Annotated in this window: 16 protein-coding genes; 9 read left to right on the top strand and 7 right to left on the bottom strand. The window is 73.4% G+C overall.

What is annotated here, in order from left to right:
- Window positions 1–8 precede the first annotated feature (8 nt).
- The 4 genes from rhaS to K4S16_RS37385 form a co-directional block, all read right to left on the bottom strand.
- Window positions 9–1094, bottom strand: coding sequence for a rhamnose ABC transporter substrate-binding protein (gene rhaS / locus K4S16_RS37400; protein ID WP_149263819.1), 1086 nt, complete (start codon window positions 1092–1094; stop codon window positions 9–11).
- A gap of 101 nt (window positions 1095–1195) precedes the next feature.
- A complete protein-coding gene (locus K4S16_RS37395) occupies window positions 1196–2185 on the bottom strand; it encodes an ABC transporter permease (protein ID WP_149263818.1) in 990 nt (329 codons plus the stop codon).
- Complete coding sequence (locus K4S16_RS37390; protein ID WP_149263817.1) at window positions 2182–3285, bottom strand: ABC transporter permease; 1104 nt, start codon at window positions 3283–3285, stop codon at window positions 2182–2184. Before K4S16_RS37390 ends, K4S16_RS37395 begins: the two co-directional genes overlap by 4 nt.
- Window positions 3286–3289: 4 nt before the next feature.
- Window positions 3290–4828, bottom strand: a complete 1539-nt coding sequence (locus K4S16_RS37385; RefSeq protein ID WP_149263816.1) for a sugar ABC transporter ATP-binding protein — start codon at window positions 4826–4828, stop codon at window positions 3290–3292.
- A 300-nt stretch (window positions 4829–5128) separates the two neighbouring features.
- Between K4S16_RS37385 and K4S16_RS37380 the strand changes: the two genes are divergently transcribed.
- The 8 genes from K4S16_RS37380 to K4S16_RS37345 all read left to right on the top strand — a co-directional run bounded on the left by K4S16_RS37380 (window position 5129) and on the right by K4S16_RS37345 (window position 17342).
- A complete protein-coding gene (locus K4S16_RS37380; RefSeq protein ID WP_149263815.1) occupies window positions 5129–6193 on the top strand; it encodes a LacI family DNA-binding transcriptional regulator in 1065 nt (354 codons plus the stop codon).
- Between the two features lie 50 nt (window positions 6194–6243).
- Window positions 6244–6957 carry a (Fe-S)-binding protein gene (locus K4S16_RS37375; RefSeq protein WP_149263814.1) on the top strand — a complete coding sequence of 238 codons (714 nt, stop codon included), beginning with the start codon at window positions 6244–6246 and terminating at the stop codon, window positions 6955–6957.
- Complete coding sequence (locus tag K4S16_RS37370) at window positions 6954–8408, top strand: LutB/LldF family L-lactate oxidation iron-sulfur protein (protein ID WP_149263813.1); 1455 nt, start codon at window positions 6954–6956, stop codon at window positions 8406–8408. The genes K4S16_RS37375 and K4S16_RS37370 overlap by 4 nt, the downstream gene beginning before the upstream one ends.
- Complete coding sequence (locus K4S16_RS37365) at window positions 8405–9025, top strand: LUD domain-containing protein (protein WP_149263812.1); 621 nt, start codon at window positions 8405–8407, stop codon at window positions 9023–9025. The genes K4S16_RS37370 and K4S16_RS37365 overlap by 4 nt, the downstream gene beginning before the upstream one ends.
- Window positions 9022–10467, top strand: a complete 1446-nt coding sequence (locus K4S16_RS37360; RefSeq protein ID WP_235037326.1) for a rhamnulokinase family protein — start codon at window positions 9022–9024, stop codon at window positions 10465–10467. Before K4S16_RS37365 ends, K4S16_RS37360 begins: the two co-directional genes overlap by 4 nt.
- 316 nt (window positions 10468–10783) lie before the next feature.
- On the top strand, window positions 10784–13666 hold the full coding sequence (locus K4S16_RS37355) for a LuxR family transcriptional regulator (protein ID WP_235037325.1): 2883 nt from the start codon (window positions 10784–10786) through the stop codon (window positions 13664–13666).
- 133 nt (window positions 13667–13799) lie between these two features.
- Window positions 13800–14894, top strand: a complete 1095-nt coding sequence (locus K4S16_RS37350) for an alpha/beta hydrolase (protein ID WP_149263810.1) — start codon at window positions 13800–13802, stop codon at window positions 14892–14894.
- A gap of 3 nt (window positions 14895–14897) precedes the next feature.
- Window positions 14898–17342: a GMC oxidoreductase gene (locus K4S16_RS37345; RefSeq protein ID WP_149263809.1), complete on the top strand. Its 2445-nt coding sequence runs from the start codon at window positions 14898–14900 to the stop codon at window positions 17340–17342.
- A 114-nt stretch (window positions 17343–17456) separates the two neighbouring features.
- Here K4S16_RS37345 and K4S16_RS37340 read toward each other — a convergent pair whose 3' ends face one another.
- Window positions 17457–17906: an SRPBCC family protein gene (locus tag K4S16_RS37340; RefSeq protein ID WP_149263808.1), complete on the bottom strand. Its 450-nt coding sequence runs from the start codon at window positions 17904–17906 to the stop codon at window positions 17457–17459.
- Between the two features lie 53 nt (window positions 17907–17959).
- Window positions 17960–18523: a CGNR zinc finger domain-containing protein gene (locus K4S16_RS37335; RefSeq protein ID WP_149263807.1), complete on the bottom strand. Its 564-nt coding sequence runs from the start codon at window positions 18521–18523 to the stop codon at window positions 17960–17962.
- Between the two features lie 70 nt (window positions 18524–18593).
- Here K4S16_RS37335 and K4S16_RS37330 point away from each other — a divergent pair, with 70 nt between their 5' ends.
- On the top strand, window positions 18594–19370 hold the full coding sequence (locus tag K4S16_RS37330; protein ID WP_235037324.1) for a trans-aconitate 2-methyltransferase: 777 nt from the start codon (window positions 18594–18596) through the stop codon (window positions 19368–19370).
- Between the two features lie 20 nt (window positions 19371–19390).
- On the opposite strand, the gene K4S16_RS37325 is transcribed toward K4S16_RS37330, so the two are convergent.
- Window positions 19391–20062, bottom strand: a complete 672-nt coding sequence (locus tag K4S16_RS37325) for a hypothetical protein (RefSeq protein WP_235037323.1) — start codon at window positions 20060–20062, stop codon at window positions 19391–19393.
- Window positions 20063–20073 lie beyond the last annotated feature (11 nt).

Below are 20073 nucleotides of genomic sequence, written 5' to 3'. Positions count from 1 at the left end.
GCTCAGGGTCAGAAGTGGTACTGGTCGATGTTCTTGGCGTCGAACACCGTCGGCGGGCCGAGGATCACCTCGCCGTTGGCGCCGATCGTGCGCTCGCCGAGCTTGCCCGCCTTGAACTTCTCGCCCTCCGCGCCGGTGATCTGGCCGGACGACAGGGCCGCCGCCGCGTACGCGGCGAGGTAGCCGAGGTTCTTCGGGTCCCAGAGCTCGAAACCCTTGACCGTGCCGTCCTTGACGAACTTGCGCATCTGGTCGGGGGTGCCGAGGCCGGTCAGCGCGACCTTGCCCTTGTACTTGGAGCCGGAGATGTAGCGGGCGGCGGCGGCGATGCCGACCGTGGTGGGCGAGATGATGCCCTTCAGGTTCGGGTACGCCTGCAGCAGGCCCTGGGTCTGCTGGAACGACTTCTGGTCGTCGTCGTCGCCGTAGGCCACCTTGACGAGCTTCATCTTCGAGTACTCGGGCTTCTTGAGCTCGTCCTGCATGAACTTGATCCAGGTGTTCTGGTTCGTGGCGTTCGCGGTCGCCGACAGGATCGCGATCTCGCCCTCGCTGCCGATCTGCTCGGCCAGCAGCTTGACCTCGCTGCGGCCGATCTCCTCGGAGCTGGCCTGGTTGATGAACACGTCCCGGCAGTCGGGGTTGGTGTCGGAGTCGTAGGCCACGATCTTGATCTTCTTGGCGCGCGCCTGCTTGAGCGGGCCGCACACCGCGTTCTCGTCGTTGGCGGCGATGAGGATGGCGTCGTGCCGCTGCTGGACCAGGGTGTTGATGTAGGAGACCTGCGAGGACGCGGACGCGTCGGACGGGCCGACCTCCTTGGCCTCGCCGCCGAACTCCTTGGCCGCCGCGATGCCGGCGTTGTCGACGATCGTCTCGTAGGGGTTGTTGACCTGCTTGGGGAGGAAGGCCAGCTTCAGGCCCTTCTTCAGCGGCGCGTTCGGGTTCGCGGACGCGTTGCCCCCGGCCTTGGCGTCCCCCGAGTCGGACGCGGAGTCCTTGGTGGTCCCGCCGCAGGCGGCCAGGCTGAGGGCCAGGGCGCTCGCCGTGGCGGCGGCCAGCAGCCGGCGCGGGGCGCGCAAACGAATGGTCATCAGGGTTGCCTTTCACAGTTCGGGGTCGTGCTTGAGGTGGGTGGGTGTGCGGCGGGGGGCCGGGGGGTGGGTGCGCGATGGTGGTCAGGGCGCGGTGGTGGTCAGGGCGCGGCGGCGGGGACCGCGGGTCTCGCGCCCCGCCGCCGTTCTCGGGCCTCGCGCACCACGGCGATCAGCCGCGGGGTGAGGACGCTGATGATGAGCAGCAGCCCGGTGACGATGGACTGGACCTCGGTGGACACGTCCCTGAGCATCAGCAGGTTGCGGAGCAGGCCGATGAGCAGCACGGCCGCGATGACGCCGCCGAGGGTGCCCTTGCCGCCGTCGAAGTCGATGCCGCCGAGCAGCACCGCCGCGATGACTGCGAGCTCCAGGCCGATGCCGTTGTCGGCGCGGGCGCTGCCGTAGCGGAGCGTGTAGACGATCCCGGCGAACCCGGCGACGAGGCCGGACACCGCGAACAGGATCAGCTTGATGCGCTTGACCCGGATGCCGGCGAAGTACGCCGCGTCCTCCTGGGAGCCGATCGCGAACAGCGACCGCCCGATTCCGGTGGCGTGCAGGACGACGCCGGTGACGGCGGCCAGCACGACGAACAGCGCGACCGGGTACGGGATCGGCGTGCCCGGGATGGAGGACGTCGCGAGATCGGTGTAGGCGGTGGGGAACTCCGAGATCGCCCCGGTGCCGAGCGTCACGTACGCCAGGCCCCGGTAGAGGGTCAGCGTGCCGATGGTGACGGCGAGGGACGGCAGCCCGAGCCTGGTCACGAGCAGGCCGTTCACCAGCCCGCAGACGACGCCGACGGCCAGCACCACCGGGATGATCGTCTCGATGGCCATGCCGCCGTCCCACAGCTTGCCGGTGAGGGCGCTGCACAGCCCGAGGATGGAGGCGACCGACAGGTCGACCTGCCCGCACACGACCAGCAGCGTCATCGGCAGCGCGATCAGCGCGATCTCGCTCAGGTCGTCCAGCGCGAACGACAGGTTGTCGTTGTTCGCGAAGTCGGGCGAGAACCCGGCGCCGCCCGCGAAGACCAGGACCAGCAGCGCGGTGACGGCGGTCTCCCACCGCATCAGGCGGCTCATGACCGTCCCTCCCTGTTCTTGCGGGCGCCGCTCTCCGGGGCGGCGGCGCGGTGCGCGGCGGAGGCCAGCGAACGCTGTTTCAGCGCCCGGGTGACGCGCAGGGCCAGCAGCCGGTCGACGCTGATGGCCAGCAGCAGCAGCACGCCGGTGATCGCGTCCTGCCAGAACGAGTTGACCTTGAGCACCACCAGCACGCTGCCGATGGTGGTGAGCAGCAGCGCGCCGAGCGCCGCCCCGTAGACGGTGCCGACGCCGCCGGTGATGGCGACGCCGCCGACGACGACGGCGCTGACGACCTTCAGCTCCCAGCCGTTCGCGGCGTCGGCGACGACGGTGCCGAACCGGGCGAGCCACAGCACCCCGGCGAGCCCGGCGAGGGCGCCGCTGACCAGGTAGGCGGTGAGGACGCGGCGGCGGATCGGCACGCCGGCGAGCATCGCGGCCTCCGGGCTGGACCCGATCGCGTAGTACTCGCGCCCGGAGGAGTAGGAGCGCAGGTAGTAGCCGACCGCCAGCATCACGAGCACGGTGATGATCGGCAGGTAGGGGACGCCGAGGATCCCGTCGTTGCCGAGGCTCAGCAGCGAGGCCGGCAGGTCGGCGGCGCCGATCTGCTGGCCGTGCGCGATGCGGTAGTCCAGCCCCTGGATCACGTACAGGGTGCCGAGGGTGACGACGAGCGCGGGGACGCGGCAGAAGCTGACCAGCAGCCCGTTCACCAGGCCGCACAGCAGGCCGATCCCGACGCCCACCAGCACGACCAGCACGACGTTGCGGTCACCGCCGGAGGCGTACTTCCCGGCGGTGAAGGCGACGAGCCCGACGACGGACCCGACCGACAGGTCGATGTTGCGGGTGACGACGACCATGCTCTGCCCGACGGCGAGCAGGACGAGGATCGAGGCGTTGAGGAAGATGTCCTTGAGGCCCTGGCCGGACATGAACCGCGGGTTGGCGATCGTCGTGCCGAGGACGAGCAGGACCAGCGCACCGAGGATGCTCAGCTCGCGGGCGCGCAGCACCATCTCGACGAGGCGCCGCCCGCCGCCCGGCGGGCCGCCCGACTCCGGCCTGGCCGGTGACTGGGTGAGGACGGTCATGGGGTCAGGCCGCCTTTCCGGTGCCGGGGCGGCCGGTCGCGGCGGCCATCACGCTCTCTTCGGTCGCGTCGGCGCGGGCGATCTCGGCGGTCAGCCGGCCCTCGTGCATGACGAGGATGCGGTCGGCCATGCCGAGCACCTCCGGCAGGTCGGAGGAGATCATCAGCACCGCGAGGTCCTGCGCGGCGAGCTCCGACAGCAGCCGGTGCACCTCGGCCTTGGTACCGACGTCGATGCCGCGGGTCGGCTCGTCCACGATCAGCACGTCGGGCTCGGTGGCCAGCCACTTGGCGAGCACGACCTTCTGCTGGTTGCCGCCCGACAGGACGCCGACGACGTCGGTGAGCTTGGAGTACTTCAGCTGGAGGCGCAGGCCCCAGTCGGCTGCGCGGCTGCGCTCCACCTTCCGGGAGATCAGGCCTCCGCGCCCGGTCTCGCGGCGCAGCGTCCTCAACTGGGTGAGGCCCATGTTCCGCTCGATCGACATGTCCATGACCAGTCCCTGCTGGCGGCGGTCCTCGGGGACGAGCGCCAGCCCGGCCGACACCGCGGCGGTGGGGCTGCCCGGGGGGAGCTCGCGGCCGCCGACCTCGACGGACCCGGCGTCCCAGCGGTCCACGCCGAAGACGGCGCGGGCGACCTCGCTGCGGCCGGCGCCGACCAGCCCGGCCAGCGCGACGATCTCGCCGCGGCGGACCTCGAAGGAGACGTCGGTGAAGGCGCCCTCGCGGGTCAGCCGGCGCACCTTCAGCGCGACCTCGCCGGGCGCCACGTCCTGCTTGGGGTAGAGCGCGTCGAGGTCGCGGCCGACCATCCGGCGGACGAGGTCGTCGGGCGTGAGGTCGGCGACCATGTCGGTGCCGACGTAGGCGCCGTCGCGCAGCGTCGTCACCCGCCGGCAGATCTCGAAGATCTCCTCCAGCCGGTGCGAGATGAACAGCACCGCGCAGCCGTGCTCCTGCAGGCTGCGGGTGACCGCGAACAGGCGGGCGACCTCCTGGCCGGTGAGCGCCGCGGTCGGCTCGTCCATGATGAGCACCCGCGCGTCCCGGGAGATGGCCTTGGCGATCTCGACGACCTGCTGGTCGGCGATCGACAGGCCGCGGGCGGGCTGCTGCGGGTCCAGCGCGACGCCGAGCCGCTCGAACAGCCGCGCCGTCTCGGCGTGCATGGCGCGGCGGTCGATGCGGCCGAGCGCGCCGCGCGGCTGGCGGCCCATGAAGATGTTCTCGGCGACCGACAGGTCGGGGAACAGCGTGGGCTCCTGGTAGATGACCGCGACGCCGGCGGCCTGCGCGTCGGCGGGGCTGTTGAAGGCCACCGGCTCGCCGTCCACCCGCACCTCGCCCGCGTCGGGGCGGTGCACGCCTGCGAACGTTTTTACGACCGTGGACTTGCCGGCCCCGTTCTCTCCCGCCAGCGCGTGCACCTCGCCCGCGTGCAGCTCCAGGGTGACGCCCTGCAGGGCGCGTACCGCACCGAACGACTTACTCACGTTGACCAGTGCCAATGTCGGCGGCGCCGACCGGCCCGGTGCACCCATCGCGGCCCTCCTCGCGGGGGACGTCTGTGACGTACAGATGAAAAACGTTTTAACGAGATGTTGCGGAGGACGCTAGATGTGACCCGGAGCACCCGTCAAGGGGTGAAATCCCGGCCGCCCCCGCCCGACGTGCCGAGAAGCCCGTACTCGCAAGGGCAGGGCGAGTTTTCGAAGTCGCTCCGGCCGGGACCGGCCGACCGGGTTCGGCGGCCCCGGTTCCCGGTTTCGGGTTGACACGTTTTAATCAGATGATTCACAGTGAGCGGCGACACACCAGCGGACGACTCGGGGGCACACAGATTGGGCGCAGACCAGACCGGCCGCTCCGCGCCGCCGGGCCGGACGGTCGGGATCAAGCAGGTCGCGGCGCACGCCGGGGTGTCTCCGGGCACCGTGTCCAACGTGCTCAACCGGCCCGAGCGGGTCGCCGAGGCGACCCGGATCCGCGTCGAGGAGGCGATCCGCGCCCTCGGCTTCGTGCGCAACGGCTCGGCGTCCACGCTGCGCGCCGGGCACAGCAGCACGATCGGGCTGATGGTCCTCGACCTCGCCAACCCGTTCTTCACCGACGTGGCGCGCGGCGTGGAGGACATCGCCAGCGAGCGCGGCTACGCGGTGATCCTGTCCTCCTCCAGCGAGTCGGAGGAGCGGGAGCTGCGCAACCTGCGGGTGTTCGCCGAGCAGCGGGTCCGGGGCGTCCTGCTGACCCCGGTCGGCGACGACGGCGAGGCGGCCGACCAGCTGCGCGAGCGCGGCGTCCCCGTCGTGCTGCTCGACCATCCGACGCCGCGCGCCAACCAGTGCTCGGTCGCCGTGGACGACGTCGCGGGCGGCGAGCTCGCGGTCGCCGAACTGCTGGACGCGGGCGCCCGGACGCTGGCGTTCGTCACCGGCCCGACGGTGCTGCGCCAGTGCGCCGACCGGCGCACCGGCGCCCAGCGGGCGCTGCGCGCCGCCGGGCTCGGCCGCGACGCCATGCGCGAGGTCGCCGTCGGGGCGATGAACGCGCGGTCCGGGCAGGAGGCGGCCCGGCGGCTGCTGGAGGCCGGTCCCCCGCTGCCCGACGCGATCTTCTGCGCGAACGACCTGCTCGCGCTCGGCGTGCTGCGCGTCCTGCTGCAGGCCGGGGTCAAGGTGCCGGGTGACGTCGCGCTGATCGGGTACGACGACATCGAGTTCTCGGCCGCGGCCGCCGTCCCGCTCAGCTCGGTGCGGCAGCCCACCTACCAGCTCGGCCGGATCGCGACCGAGCTGCTGCTGGAGGAGTGCGACGGGTCGGCCGGGCACGCCCACCAGCAGGTCATGTTCCAGCCCGAGCTCGTCGTCCGCGAGTCGAGCCGGTCGGTCTTGGGAGACCTCAAATGAGCGGAGCGAGCCGGGGGGCGTTGGGGGTCGCCCCCCGAAAGGGCGAACGTATGAAAGTCGCGCTGTTCCTCACCTGCGTCAACGACACGATGTTCCCGGGGACGGGCAAGGCGGTGGTGAAGCTGCTGCGGCGCCTCGGCCACGACGTCGAGTTCCCCGAATCGCAGACCTGCTGCGGGCAGATGCACCTCAACACCGGCTACCGCCGGCAGGCGCTGCCGATGGTGAAGGGGTTCGCGGAGACGTTCGAGCCCTACGACGCGGTGGTGACGCCGTCCGCGTCCTGCGCGGCGATGATCCGCGACTGGCACCCGAGGCTCGCGCCGCGCACCGCCGGGGTCGCCTCCCGCGTGTACGAGCTGTCGGAGTTCCTGGTGGACGTCCTCGGCGTCACCGACGTCGGCGCCTACTTCCCGCACCGCGTCACCTACCACCCGACGTGCCACTCGCTGCGGATGCTGCACGTCGGCGACCGCCCGCTGCGGCTGCTGCGCGAGGTCCGCGGCATCGACCTGGTCGAGCTCCCGGACGCGGCGGAGTGCTGCGGGTTCGGCGGGACGTTCGCGCTGAAGAACTCCGAGGTGTCGGCCGCGATGTGCGCCGACAAGGTCACCGCCGTCCGCGCGACCGGGGCCGAGGCGCTGTGCGCGGCGGACAACTCCTGCCTGATGCACATCGGCGGCGCGCTCACCCGCACCCGCGCCGGGGTGCGCACCGTCCACCTGGCCGAGATCCTCGCTTCCACAGAGGAGGACCCCGTATGACCTCCCCGGCGATGCCGACCTATCTAGGTATGCCGTCGTTCCCGGAGGCGGCGCGGCGCGCGGTGGGGGACGCGCGGCTGCGCGGCAACCTGGCGCACGCCACCACCACGATCCGGGGGCGGCGCGCCGCCGCGGTGGCGGAGCTGGACGACTGGGACGCGCTCCGCGAGGCCGGCAAGCAGATCAAGGACCACGTCCTGGCGAACCTCGGCCACTACCTGCCGCTGCTGGAGGAGAAGGTCACCGAGGCCGGTGGGACGGTGCACTGGGCGCGCGACGCGGCGGAGGCCAACCGGATCGTCGCCGACCTGGTGAAGGCCACCGGCGAGACCGAGGTCGTCAAGGTCAAGTCGATGGCGACGCAGGAGATCGGCCTCAACGAGTTCCTCGCCGAGGAGGGCATCACCGCCTACGAGACCGACCTGGCGGAGCTGATCGTCCAGCTCGGCGACGACCGGCCGTCGCACATCCTCGTCCCGGCCATCCACCGCAACCGGTCCGACATCCGCGACATCTTCCTGCGCACGATGGACGACGCGCCCGAGGGGCTGACGGACGCGCCCGCCGAGCTGGCCGAGGCGGCCCGGCGGCATCTGCGCGCCAAGTTCCTGTCGGCGAAGGTCGGGGTGTCGGGGGTGAACTTCGCGGTCGCCGACACCGGCACGCTCGTCGTGCTGGAGTCGGAGGGCAACGGCCGGATGTGCCTGACGCTCCCGGAGACGCTCATCTCGGTGATGGGCGTGGAGAAGATCGTGCCGAGCTGGCGGGACCTGGAGGTCTTCCTGCAGCTGCTGCCCCGCTCGTCCACCGCCGAGCGGATGAACCCCTACACCTCCACCTGGACGGGCGTCTCCCCCGGCGACGGCCCGCGCGACTTCCACCTCGTCCTCCTGGACAACGGCCGCACCGACACCCTGGCCGACGAGGTGGGCCGGCAGGCGCTGCGCTGCATCCGCTGCTCGGCGTGCCTGAACGTGTGCCCGGTCTACCAGCGCGCGGGCGGCCACGCCTACGGGTCGCCCTACCCCGGGCCGATCGGCGCGATCCTGTCCCCGCAGATCAGAGGGATCGGGTCGGAGGTGGACGCGTCGCTGCCGTACGCGTCGTCGCTGTGCGGGGCCTGCTTCGAGGCGTGCCCGGTCGCCATCGACATCCCGGAGGTGCTCGTGCACCTGCGGGCCCGCGCCGTCGAGAAGGGGCCGCGCCACCCGCTGGAGCGGGTGGCGATGACGGCGGCCGGGTGGACGCTGCGCTCCCCCACCCGGCTCGCGCTCGCGCAGCGCGCCGCGTCCGCGAGCCGCCGCGTCGTGGCGCGCGGCGGCCGGATCCGGCGGCTGCCCGGGCCGCTGGGCGCGTGGACCGAGACGCGGGACGCGCCCGCGCCGCCGCCCGAGTCGTTCCGCGCCTGGTGGGCCCGGACCGGCGGCGGACGCGAGGAGGAGGACCGGTGAACGCGCGCGAGGAGATCCTGCGCCGGATCGAGAAGGCGGCGCCGACCCGGCCCGCCGCCGAGGTCGCGGCCTCCTACGAGCGGATCGACCGCGGTTACCTGCGCCGCCACCACGAGGACGGGATCCTCGACCTGTTCGCCGAGCGGGTCGCCGACTACCGTGCGAACGTCCTGCGCGTGGCCGCGTCCGAGGTCGCCGCGGCCGTCGCCGAACGGCTCGCCGCCCGCCCCGGCGCGTACGGGGTCCCGTCCGACCTGCCGCCGGAGTGGACGTCCGCGACCGGCGCGGCGCTCGTGCGCGACCCGTCGGTCGCTTCGCTCGACGGCCTCGCCGGGGCGGTCACCGGCTGCGCGGCCGCGGTCGCCGAGACGGGGACCATCGTGCTGGACCACGGCGCCGCCCAGGGGCCGCGCGCCCTGTCGCTCGTGCCCGACTACCACCTGATCGTCGTCCTCGCCGACCAGGTCGCCGCCGACGTGCCGGAGGCGCTCGAACGGCTCGATCCGGGCCGTCCGCTCACGTTCGTGTCGGGCCCGTCCGCGACGAGCGACATCGAGTTGTCCCGCGTCGAGGGCGTGCACGGGCCCAGGACTTTGGAGGTTTTGGTCGTCCAATGAGTGAAGCGATGAACGCCGCGACGTTCGCGGCCGTCGATCTCGGGGCGTCCAGCGGGCGGGTCATGGCCGGGCGCGTCGGTCCGGGCACCCTCGCCCTGGAGGAGATCCGCCGTTTCCCGAACCGCCCCGTCCGGGTCAACGGCACCCTGTACTGGGACATCCTCGGCCTCTACGGCAACGTCCTGGACGGCCTGCGCGCCGCGCCGTCCGGGCTGGCGTCGATCGGCATCGACTCGTGGGCGGTCGACTACGGGCTCCTCGACGCGGAGGGCAGGCTGCTCGGCAACCCCGTCCACTACCGCGACGCGCGCACCGACGGCGTGATGGAGCGGGTCCGCACCGAGCTGGGCGACGACCTCCTCTACCGGACGTCGGGGTTGCAGTTCCTGCCGTTCAACACGATCTACCAGCTCGCGGCGGACGACCTGTCCCGGGCCGCCACGCTGCTGCTCGTCCCGGACCTGCTGGCCTACTGGCTGACGGGCGAGGCCGGCGCCGAGCGCACCAACGCCTCCACGACCGGCCTGCTGGACGTCCGCGACGGCACCTGGTCGCGGGACCTCCTGGACAGGCTGGACCTCCCCGCGAAGATCCTCCCGCCGCTCCGCGAGCCGGGCTCGGCCATCGGGACCCTCCGCCCGGACGTGATGGCCGAGACCGGCCACGGCGCCCTCCAGGTCACGGCGGTCGGCTCGCACGACACCGCGTCCGCGGTCGCCGCCGTGCCCGCCGCCACCGAGCGGTTCGGCTACATCTCGTGCGGCACCTGGTCGCTGGTCGGCGTGGAACTGGACGCCCCCGTGCTGACCGAGGAGAGCCGCAAGGCCAACTTCACCAACGAGGGCGGCATCGACGGGACCGTCCGCTACCTGCGCAACGTGATGGGCCTGTGGCTGCTCCAGGAGTCCCTGCGGACCTGGGGGAACCCCGACCTGCCCGCGCTGCTCGCCGAGGCCGCGCGGCTCCCGGGGCTGCGCTCGCTCATCGACCCCGACGACCCGGAGTTCCTGCCGCCCGGCGACATGCCCGGCCGCATCGCCGCGCACTGCCGCCGCCGCGGGTTCCCCGAGCCGGCCACGCGCGCCGAGACCGTCCGCTGCGTCGTGGACAGCCTCGCCCTCGCGCACCGCGTCACGCTCCGCCAGGCGTCCCGGCTGTCCGGGCGCGAGATCGAGGTCGTCCACCTGGTGGGCGGCGGCAGCCGCAACGACCTGCTGTGCCGGCTGACCGCCGACGCCAGCGGCCTCCCGGTCGTGGCCGGGCCGGTCGAGGCGACGGCGCTCGGCAACGTCCTGACCCAGGCGCGTGCGCACGGGGTCGTCGCCGGCCTGGCCGAGGCCCGCGCCCTGGTCGCCGCCACCCAGGACCTCTGCCGGTACGAGCCGTCCGGCGACGAGGCCCGCTGGCGGGAGGCCGCCGTCCGCCTCGGCCTGGAGTCCTGACCCGGCGGGTCGTCCGGGCGGCGGGATGTCACGGTCGCGGGACGGTTTACCCTCCCGAGGTTGACATGGGGCGGGCGAGGGCCGTTCATGGCTATGTACATACGGTCAGGAGGACGCCGCCGCGAGTGGACCAGACGCAGGCAGGGTGTGTTGTCCTGCCTTATTGACGTTCCACCCGATAGGGTGAATCCCGCTCGTTCAGAGGAACCACAACAAGAAGCATGGTCACGGCGTCTCGGCCGCCTGTCGCTGTTGGGGTGTGGACATGGAGGGTCGTGCGGCCCGCGCCGCCGGAGGTTCCGGCAATGCTCCGCTGGTGGGGCGACGGGACGCGCTGCGGCGGATCGACCGGGCTCTCGACGCGGTCGAGGACGGCTACGGCTTCGTCGCGCTGGTCGGCGAGCCCGGCGCCGGCAAGACGCGGCTGCTGAACGAGCTCGCCGACGGCGCGAGCGCCCGCAAGCTGCCGTACGTCGCCGGGCGCGCGGCCGAGTTCGAGCAGGAGATGCCGTTCGGCGCCGTGGTCGACGCGCTCGACGACCGCCTCGAGGAGCACGCCCTCGACCTGCCGCCGGGCGCGCTGCGGCTGCTCGGCACCGTGTTCCCCGCGCTCGCCGACCTGTCCGGCGACCCGCCCGCCGCCTCGCCGGAGTCGCGGGTGGCGCGCTACCAGCTGCACCGCACCGTGCGGCACCTGCTGGAGGCGCTGGCCGAGCCGTCCGGGCTGGTGCTGATCCTCGACGACCTGCACTGGGCCGACGACGCGACGATAGAGCTGCTGGACCACCTGGTCCGGCATCCGCCCCGGGCCCGGGTGCTGCTGGCGGTCGCCTACCGGCCGGCGCAGGCGTCGCCGCGGCTGGCGGCGCTGGTGGACGCGGCGGGCCAGCAGGGCGTGCGGGTGACGGTCGACCCGCTCTCCCAGAGCGAGGTCCGCGAGTTCCTCGGCCCGGACGTCGGCCACGCGCGGTGCGAGGCGTTGTTCAAGGCCAGCGGCGGCAACCCCTTCTACCTCGAAGCGCTGGCCAAGATGGCGGGCGGGGCCGCGCCCCAGGCCGGCCCCGGTCTGGACCGGCAGTGGGAGAAGGGCGTCGCGAACCTGACCGAGGTGCCCCCCGCGGTGCGGGCGGCGCTGCAGGTCGAGCTGAGCGCGCTGCCGCCGCGGGCGCTGCTGATGGCGCAGGGCGCCGCGGTGGCCGCGGACGTGTTCGAGCCCGCGCTCGCGTCGGTCGCGGCGGAGATGGAGCGGGACGCCGCGCTCACCGCCCTGGACGTGCTGACCGGCCACGACGTGGTGCGTCCCGCGCCGGGCGGCCGGTTCCGGTTCCGGCATCCCCTGGTGCGGCACGTCGCCTACGCCTCGACGGCGGCGGGCTGGCGGATCGCCGCGCACTCGCGGGTGTCGGAGCGGCTGGCCGACCTCGGCGCCCCGGCGGCCGTGCGCGCCCACCACGTGGTGCGGTCGGCGCGGTTCGGCGACGCCGAGGCCATCCGGACGCTGGTGGAGGCCGCCCGCGCCGTCGCGCAGCAGGCGCCCGCCACCGCGGCGTACTGGTTGCAGGCCGCGCTGGAGCTGATGCCCGGCACCGCCGACGACGCCTACCCCGACCGGGTGGAGCTGCTGGTCGAGCTGGCCCAGGTGCAGGCGTTCAGCGGCCACGCCGAGGAGGGCCGCGAGACCGCCCGCACGCTGCTGCGGCTGCTGCCCGCCGACGACACGGTCCGCCGCGCCCGCACCGTGCACATGTGCGCGATCATGGAGCGGCAGCTCGGCCGGATCCACGAGGCCCGCGCCCTCGTCCTGGACGAGCTGCGCCGCATCACCGACCGGCAGACCCCCGAGGCGGTGCTGCTGCGGATCCGGCTCGTCGCCGACCGGATCCAGCGGATCGACACCCGCGGCTCGCACGCCATCCTGGAGACCATCCCCGACAGCGCCCCCGGGTGGACCCCCGGGCTGACGGCGGCGGTCGCGGCGATGCGCCCGATGGTCGCCTACGGGCGCGGCGAGGTCGCGGAGGCGATCGAGCGCGCCCAGACCGCCGACCGGCTGTTCTCCGCGGCGTCCGACAACGACTTCGCCGACTGCCTGGACTGCTTCGCCTGGCTGGTGTTCGCCGAGTCGTTCCTCGGCATGTACGACGAGGCGCTGCGGCACGCCGAGCGGCTGGTGTCGATCACCCGCACGACCGGGCAGACGTTCATCCTCGGCTACATGCTGTCCGGGCTGTCGCGCGTCCTGACGCAGCTGGGGCGGCTGGAGGAGGCCGCCGCCGTCGCCGACGAGGCCACCGCGGTCGGCCGCGACCTGCGCTCGCAGGAGGTGCTGGCCTACGGGCTGATCCAGCAGTGCCTGACCGCGTCCCTGATGGGCGACCACGAGCGGGCGCTGCGCGCCGGGGACGAGGCCGTCGCCAACGACACCGGATCGGGCGAGTGGTGGACGCACATGGCGCACGTCGCCCGCGCCATCGCGGTGGTCAACGAGGGAAGGCTGGAGGAGGGCGCCGCCGCGCTGGTCGCCGCCTGCGGCGACGGCACCCTCGGCCTGGACTTCAGCACCCTGGTGGTCTGCGCGGAGGCGCTGGCGTCGGTCCGCGCCGCGCAGGAGGACGCCGCCGACGCCGCGAACTGGGCCGACATCGCCGACGCGATCGCCGACCCGCTGCTGACCGGCGACGCCGGCCTGGCCAGGCTGACCCGCGCGCACGCGCTCCGCGCCGCCGACCCCGCGAGGTCCGCGGCGCTGGCGGCGGAGGCCGCCGATCTGCTCGCCAAGGCGGGACGGCGGCCCGAGGCGGGGCGGGCCGAACTGGCCGCCGGGCTCGCGCACGCCGCCGCCGGCGACCGCGCCCGGGCCCGGGACCGGCTGCGCGCCGCCGCGGAGGTCTTCGAGGCGTGCGGGATGAGGGGGCTGCTGGCGCAGGTCGTCCGCGAGCAGCGCCGGCTCGGCGTCCGGGTCCCCACCGCCGGGTCGCCCGCCAGGGCCGCCAGGGGCGGGAAGGACCTGCCGTTCGGGCTGTCCCCGCGCGAGCACGAGATCGCGCTGCTGGTCGCGGAGGGCAACAGCAACCAGCAGATCGCCGAGCGGCTGTACCTCAGCGTCCGGACGGTCGAGACCCACCTGTCCCGCGTCTTCGCCAAGATCGGCGTGCCCTCCCGGGTCGGCGTCGCGACGGCGATGAACCGTTCCGAGTAGATCCGACTCTCAGTTCACGTACGTCCCGTACACCCGGCGGGTGACTCGCACCCGTAAGTACGGGTTCTCCACGATGCCGCGCCGATATCCGCGTTTGGCAGGGTTGGACCGTCAGGAAGCGGAGGAGATGGCCATGGATCAGCAGCGGATCGCGCGCTTCACGCACGCGGGCGTCGCCGACGCCGAGGTGTCCGTGCACCCCTTCGCGACCGACGACGGCCTCGGCCTGACCCTGACCCGGTTCCGCCGGGACGACTGCGACGACGTCGTCCTCCTGGTGCACGGGCTGACGACGTCCAGCGACATGTACATCATGCCGGAGCACACCAACATGGTGAACTACCTGCATGACGCCGGGTTCGGCGACGTGTGGGCGGTCGACCTGCGGATCAGCGGCCGGTTCCCCTACAACGCCGAGACCGCGCGCCACGACCTGGACACCATCGCGCTCCTCGACCACCCGGCGGCGCTCGCCGAGCTGCGGCGCCACATCGGCGACCGGCGGGTCCACGTGGTCACCCACTGCGTGGGCGCGATCTCGTTCTCGATGGCGCTGTTCGCCGGCACCGTCAGCGACGTCGCCAGCCTGGTCTGCAACAGCGTCTCGGTCACCCCGCGCACCCCGACCTGGTCGAAGATCAAGCTGGGTTACGGCCCGGCCCTGATGGAGTACGTGCTCGGGCCCTGCCACCTCGACCCCCGGTACGGCCACGCCCCGGTGCTGACGCGCGGCTGGATGCTCGCCAAGGCGGTCGCCCCGTTCCACCGCGAGTGCGGCGAGCCCGCCTGCCACATGCTCAGCTTCATGTGGGGCGGCGGGAAACCGATCTTCACGCACGAGAAGATGTCGCCGGTCACGCACGGCCGGCTGCCCGACCTGTTCGGGGCCTGCAACGTCAACTACTACCGGCACCTGCACACGATGGTGAAGGCCGGCCGCGCGGTGAAGCACCGCCCGCGCGATCCGCGCCTCGCCGCGCTGCCGGACGACTACCTGTCGCGCGCCGCCACGGTCACCACGCCGATCCTGTTCCTCACCGGAGACCGCAACCACGTGTTCACCGACTCCAACATCGTCTGCCACCGCACCCTGGAGAAGATCACTCCCGGCCTGCACGAGCTGGCGGTCCTGCCCGGCTACGGCCATCAGGACCCGTTCATGGGCGCCGCCGCCGACGCCGAGGTCTTCCCGCAGGTCGTGGACTTCCTCAAGCGGAAGGCGGGCTGAGCGATGAGCGAAGGCAACGGCGCGGTCGAGCACGTCGGCGCGGTCGTGGTCGGGTCCGGGTTCGGCGGGTCCGTCGCGGCGTACCGGCTGGCGGAGGCCGGGCAGCGGGTCGTCCTGCTGGAGCGCGGGCAGCCGTACCCGCCGGGCAGCTTCCCCCGCTCCCCCGCCGAGATGGGCCGGGCGTTCTGGGACCCTGACGCCGGCCTGTACGGGATGTACGACGTGTGGGGGTTCAAGGGCTGCGACTCGGTCGTGTCGGCCGGTCTCGGCGGCGGTTCTCTGATCTACGCGAACGTCCTGCTGCGCAAGGACGAGCGCTGGTTCGTGCACGACCGGCCGGGCCCCGGCGGCGAGCACGAGCCGTGGCCGATCTCGCGCGCCGACCTCGACCCGCACTACGACGCCGTCGAGCGGATGATGGGCGCGACGCCGTACCCCCTCGACCGGGTCCCCTACGACGACACCCCGAAGACGCACGCGCTCCAGGACGCGGCGGCCGAGCTCGGCCTGCACAGCACGCTGCCGCCGCTCGCGGTGAGCTTCGCCGCCGAACCGGGCGGCACGCCCGGGGTGGGCCTGCCGATCGCCGAACCGGCGTACGGCAACCTGCACCGCACCCGCCGGCTGACGTGCAAGCTGTGCGGCGAGTGCGACATCGGCTGCAACGAGGGCTCCAAGAACAGCCTCGACCACAACTACCTGTCGGCCGCGGCGCACCACGGCGCCGACATCCGCACCTCCCACGAGGTGAAGGCGATCCGGCCGCGGCCGGGCGGCGGGTACGAGGTCGACTACGTCCACCACGCCGACCTCGGCGCCAAGAAGCGCCGCCTGCCGGTCCGGACGATCACCTGCGACCGGCTCGTCCTGGGCGCCGGCACGTACGGGACCACGTACCTGCTGCTGAAGTCGAGGGACGCGTTCCCCGGCCTCAGCTCCGCGCTCGGCACCCGGTTCTGCGGCAACGGCGACCTGTTGACGTTCCTGCTGCGGGCCAAGGACCGCAACCGGGTCCGCCCGCTGAGCGCCAGCCGCGGGCCGGTGATCACCACGGCGATCCGGCTGCCGGACGAGCTGGACGGCGTGCCGGGCGCGGGCCCCGGCGCCTACATCCAGGACGGCGGCTACCCGGGGTTCACCGACTGGATCGTGAACGGCCTCGACGTCCGCTCGGAGTTCGAGCGCGCGGTGGCCTTCCTGTGGGACCGCTTCACCGAGTTCTTCAAGGACGCGCCGGACACCAACCTGTCCAAGGAGCTGTCGGACCTGATCGGCGACGGGGCGCTGACGGTCAGCTCGCTGCCGCTGCTCGGCATGGGCCGCGAGACCGCCGACGGGCGGCTGCGCCTGAAGGACGGCCGGCTCACCGCCGACTGGACGGCCGAGACCAGCGAGGAGCTGTTCCAGCGCGTCCGCAAGACGATGCGGGGGATCGCGGACGTGCTCGGCGCCGACTACGCCGACAACCCGATGTGGTTCCGCAAGCGCATCATCACCGTCCATCCGCTGGGCGGCGCCCCCATGGGCGGCCACCCGGGCGAAGGCGTCTGCGACGCCTTCGGCGAGGTGTTCGGGTTCCCGGGCCTCTACATCGCCGACGGGGCGGCGATGCCCGGCCCGGTGGGCCCGAACCCCTCGCTCACCATCGCCGCGCACGCCGATCGCCTGGCCACGCGGCTGCTGGAGACGTCCGTCCGCCGGGGGGCGGACGGGACGACCGCCCCGTCTGCCACGGGGGCCGAGCCGGCCGGGGGAGCCGGCTCGCCAGGCGGGGCGGGGAACGGCTCGGCGTACGGTCCGGTCTCGGGGAGCCGCGGTGGGACACGGGGACCTTCCACCGCGGCGGCGGGCCGTACGTCGCTGTCGTTCACCGAGGAGATGAAGGGGTTCGTCACCTACGGGGAGACCGACACGCGGATCGGCGAGCTGGCCGAGGGGCGGCTGCCCCTGTCGTTCCGCCTGACGATCACCGCGGCGGACACCGAGCGGTTCCTCGCCGAGGCGGCCCACGAGGCGACCGCCGCGGGGTGGGTCGACGCGGGCGGGCACGGCGGCCGCCGCCCGGTGGAGCGGGGCACGTTCAACCTGTTCGTCGCGGACGGCTCCGAGGACCGGCGGCTGATGAAGTACCGGCTCTTCTACACCGACGGCGAGGGCCGGCGGCGCACGCTGAGCGGGCACAAGAACGTCCTGCACGGGCCGCCGACGCGGATCTGGCCGGACACCTCCACCCTCTACGTGCGGCTGCTGGACGGCCACGTCGCCGAGGACGAGAAGGACGGCGCGGAGATCGTCGCGGCGGGCGTGCTGCACATCCAGCTGACCGACTTCGCGCGGCAGCTGACGACCTTCCGCACGACGGGACCGGACGGGGCGGGCAGGCTGCTCGACTTCGGCAGGTTCTTCGCCGGGGAGCTGTGGGAGGTCTACGGTCCCGACCCCGCCTGAAGGGGTCCATGGTCGTGCAGGCCGAGGGAACTGCGGGGTGCTCTCGGCCTGCACCTTTTACGCCGGAGGCCGTGCGGGGGGTCGCGCGGTCTCCGGCTCGCGCGTCCGGCCGGGTCAGACGCCCTCGGCCCGCCGGGCCGGGCAGTCGGGCGGGCAGTGCTCGACGTGCGCGGGCAGCCACCGGGTGAAGGCCGTCAGCATCCGCCGAAGCGCGAAGCCGACGACCGGGCCGGTGCCGGGGATCAGCGGCTCGAACTCCGCCTCCCAGCGGATGAACGTGCCGGCGTCCCGGCGCTCCAGCCGGACGTCCGAGCGGTAGCTGCGCACGGGCAGGCCCGACACGGCGACGTAGCCGAAGTGCTCGTAGGGCTCGTAGGCGACGGTCCGCTCGCTGGCCGGCCAGATCTTCTTGACGGTGCCGACGCCGTAGGGGGTCGTGTCGCCCCGGCGCGTCTGCTTCGCCGGGATGGGGAACCTGCCCCAGGCGCCCCATGCCTCGGGGACGGCGAGATGCCGGAACAGGTCCTCGGGCGAGGCGGCGGTGGTGGCGGTGGCCTGGATCATCGCCACACGCTACAACGACCCGGAAATGTCGCACCACCGGCCCGGGGGCCCGGTCAGGACGACTGCGCGCGGGCGCGGAACGCGGCGGCCTTGACGCGGTTCTGGCAGGCGGTGGAGCAGAACCGGCGGGTGCCGTTCCGGGAGGTGTCGACGTAGACGCGGTCGCAGTGCGGCGCGGTGCAGACGCCGAGGCGGTCGTGCAGCTCGCTGCCGATGACGATGGCGAGGCCGGTGGCGCACGGTCCGGCCCAGTCGTTCTCGTCGGCGCCGTGGTAGTGGACGTGCCACGGCTGCCCGTCGTGGCGTTCCAGCCGGGGCCGGGCCTCGGTCTTCTCCAGGATCCGGTTGACCTGCTCGGCGGCGCCGTCGACGTCGCCGGCGGCCACGGCGTCGAACACGATGCGCAGCTCGCGCGCGACGGCGGCGAGCACGGGCAGTTCATCCTCGGTGGCGCGCGATCCGTACCCGACGCCGTGGAGGACATCGGTGACGGCGGCGGCGAGCGCGGGCGGCGGGGGCGGGGTGTAGGCGCGGCCGCGCCGCTCCCCCGGCGTCAGCTCGTTGACCAGGCCGGCGGCGGCCTGCACCACCGCATCGGTATGACTGTTGAAATCCACTTGACCAGTTACACCTTTCCGGTTCACACTGTAACTGCCCAAAGGTTATACGACAGTCACAGGAGGGGCCATGACCCTGCTCAGCCACGAGGTCGCGAGCGCGTGGACCGCCCGCTGGGACGTCCAGCAGGAGGGCTACGTCCCGGACCGCGAGGAGCGGTTCACCGCCCTCATCGACGCGCTGGAGGCCGCGACCGGACGCCCCGACCCGCTCGTCCTCGACCTCGGCTGCGGGCCGGGCTCGCTCGCCGGCCGGATCCTGGACCGCCTCCCCCGCGCGACCGTGGTCGCGGTCGACGCCGACCCGCTGCTGCTGTCGCTCGGCCGCGCCGCGCACGCCGGCCGGCCGAACCTGGCCTTCGCCGAGCTGGACCTGCGCGAGCCCGGCTGGGCGGCCCGGCTGCGGCTGGACCGGCAGGCCGACGCCGCGGTCAGCACGACCGCCCTGCACTGGCTCTCGGGCGAGCAGCTCCGCGTCGCCTACGGCGAGCTGGCGCGGGTGCTGCGGCCCCGCGGCCTGTTCCTCAACGGCGACAACCTGGGGGTGGAGGACCGGACTCCGGGCCTCGCGGCCCTCGACGTCGCCCTGCGCGAGCGCGAGCAGGCGCGCCGGTTCGCCGGGGACCGCCCCGAGGGCTGGGACCAGTGGTGGGCCGCGATCGCCGCCGATCCGGACCTCGCCGAGCTGCGGGTGCGGGCCCGGGACGAGACGACCGGCCACCACGGGTCGGAGTCGGAGCTGCTGTCCACCCATGTCGAGGCGCTCCGCGACGCCGGCTTCGCCGAGGCCGGGACGCTCTGGCAGCGCGGCGACAACCGCCTCCTCGCCGCCCTGCTGGGTGACTAGCCCCGACGGTCACTGCCCCGTCACCCCATGGCCATGGCGGGGAAGTCGAGGACGCGGGCGGACCGGGAGTCCGGTCCGCCCCGCCCCTCGCCGTCGCCCTCGCGGGCGGCGCGGCCGGTCAGGATGTGGCCGCGGAACACCGCGCCCTTCGCGACGACCTTGACGGCGTGGAAGCCGCGCGGCGGCAGGGCGCAGAACCCGGTCCGCACGACGTCCTCGAACAGCGAGTCCGACACCACGTAGGCCAGGTCGCGGTCCGGGTCGTCGATCAGCAGGCGGCGCAGCGGCGTCGCGTCCAGCAGCCGCTGGACGACGATGGGCGCGTCGCCGGCGGGACCGAACGGCCCGGCCGTGAGCGTGCCGTGGTGCAGCGAGAGCCGCACGCGGAGCCGGAAGCGCCCGGCGTCCCGGTTGGCCTCGCGCAGCGCCTCGTCGAGGAGGATCACGAAGTCGCCGGCCACCGTCGCCGGGTCGACGCCCTCCGGCAGCGTGGCGAGCTCGCCGTCCCCGCCGACCTGCTTGTCCCAGCCGGCGCGGTCGAGGCCGACGCCGCGGGCGGCGCCGTCGAGCGCCTCCGACAGCAGCCGCTGCGCGTGCAGCTGCTCGCGCGTGTCGCGCTTGCTGTATCCCTGGATGTCCACCGCCAGCAGCAGGCGGTAGCTGAGCTGTACTTCCCCGTTCCCCTTCACCATGCCGATCCCGC

Source organism: Actinomadura sp. K4S16 (assembly GCF_008327685.1).
Lineage (GTDB): Bacteria > Actinomycetota > Actinomycetes > Streptosporangiales > Streptosporangiaceae > Spirillospora.
Note: the sequence above shows the minus strand (reverse complement) of the source record. Positions and strands in the feature narration are given on the sequence as shown.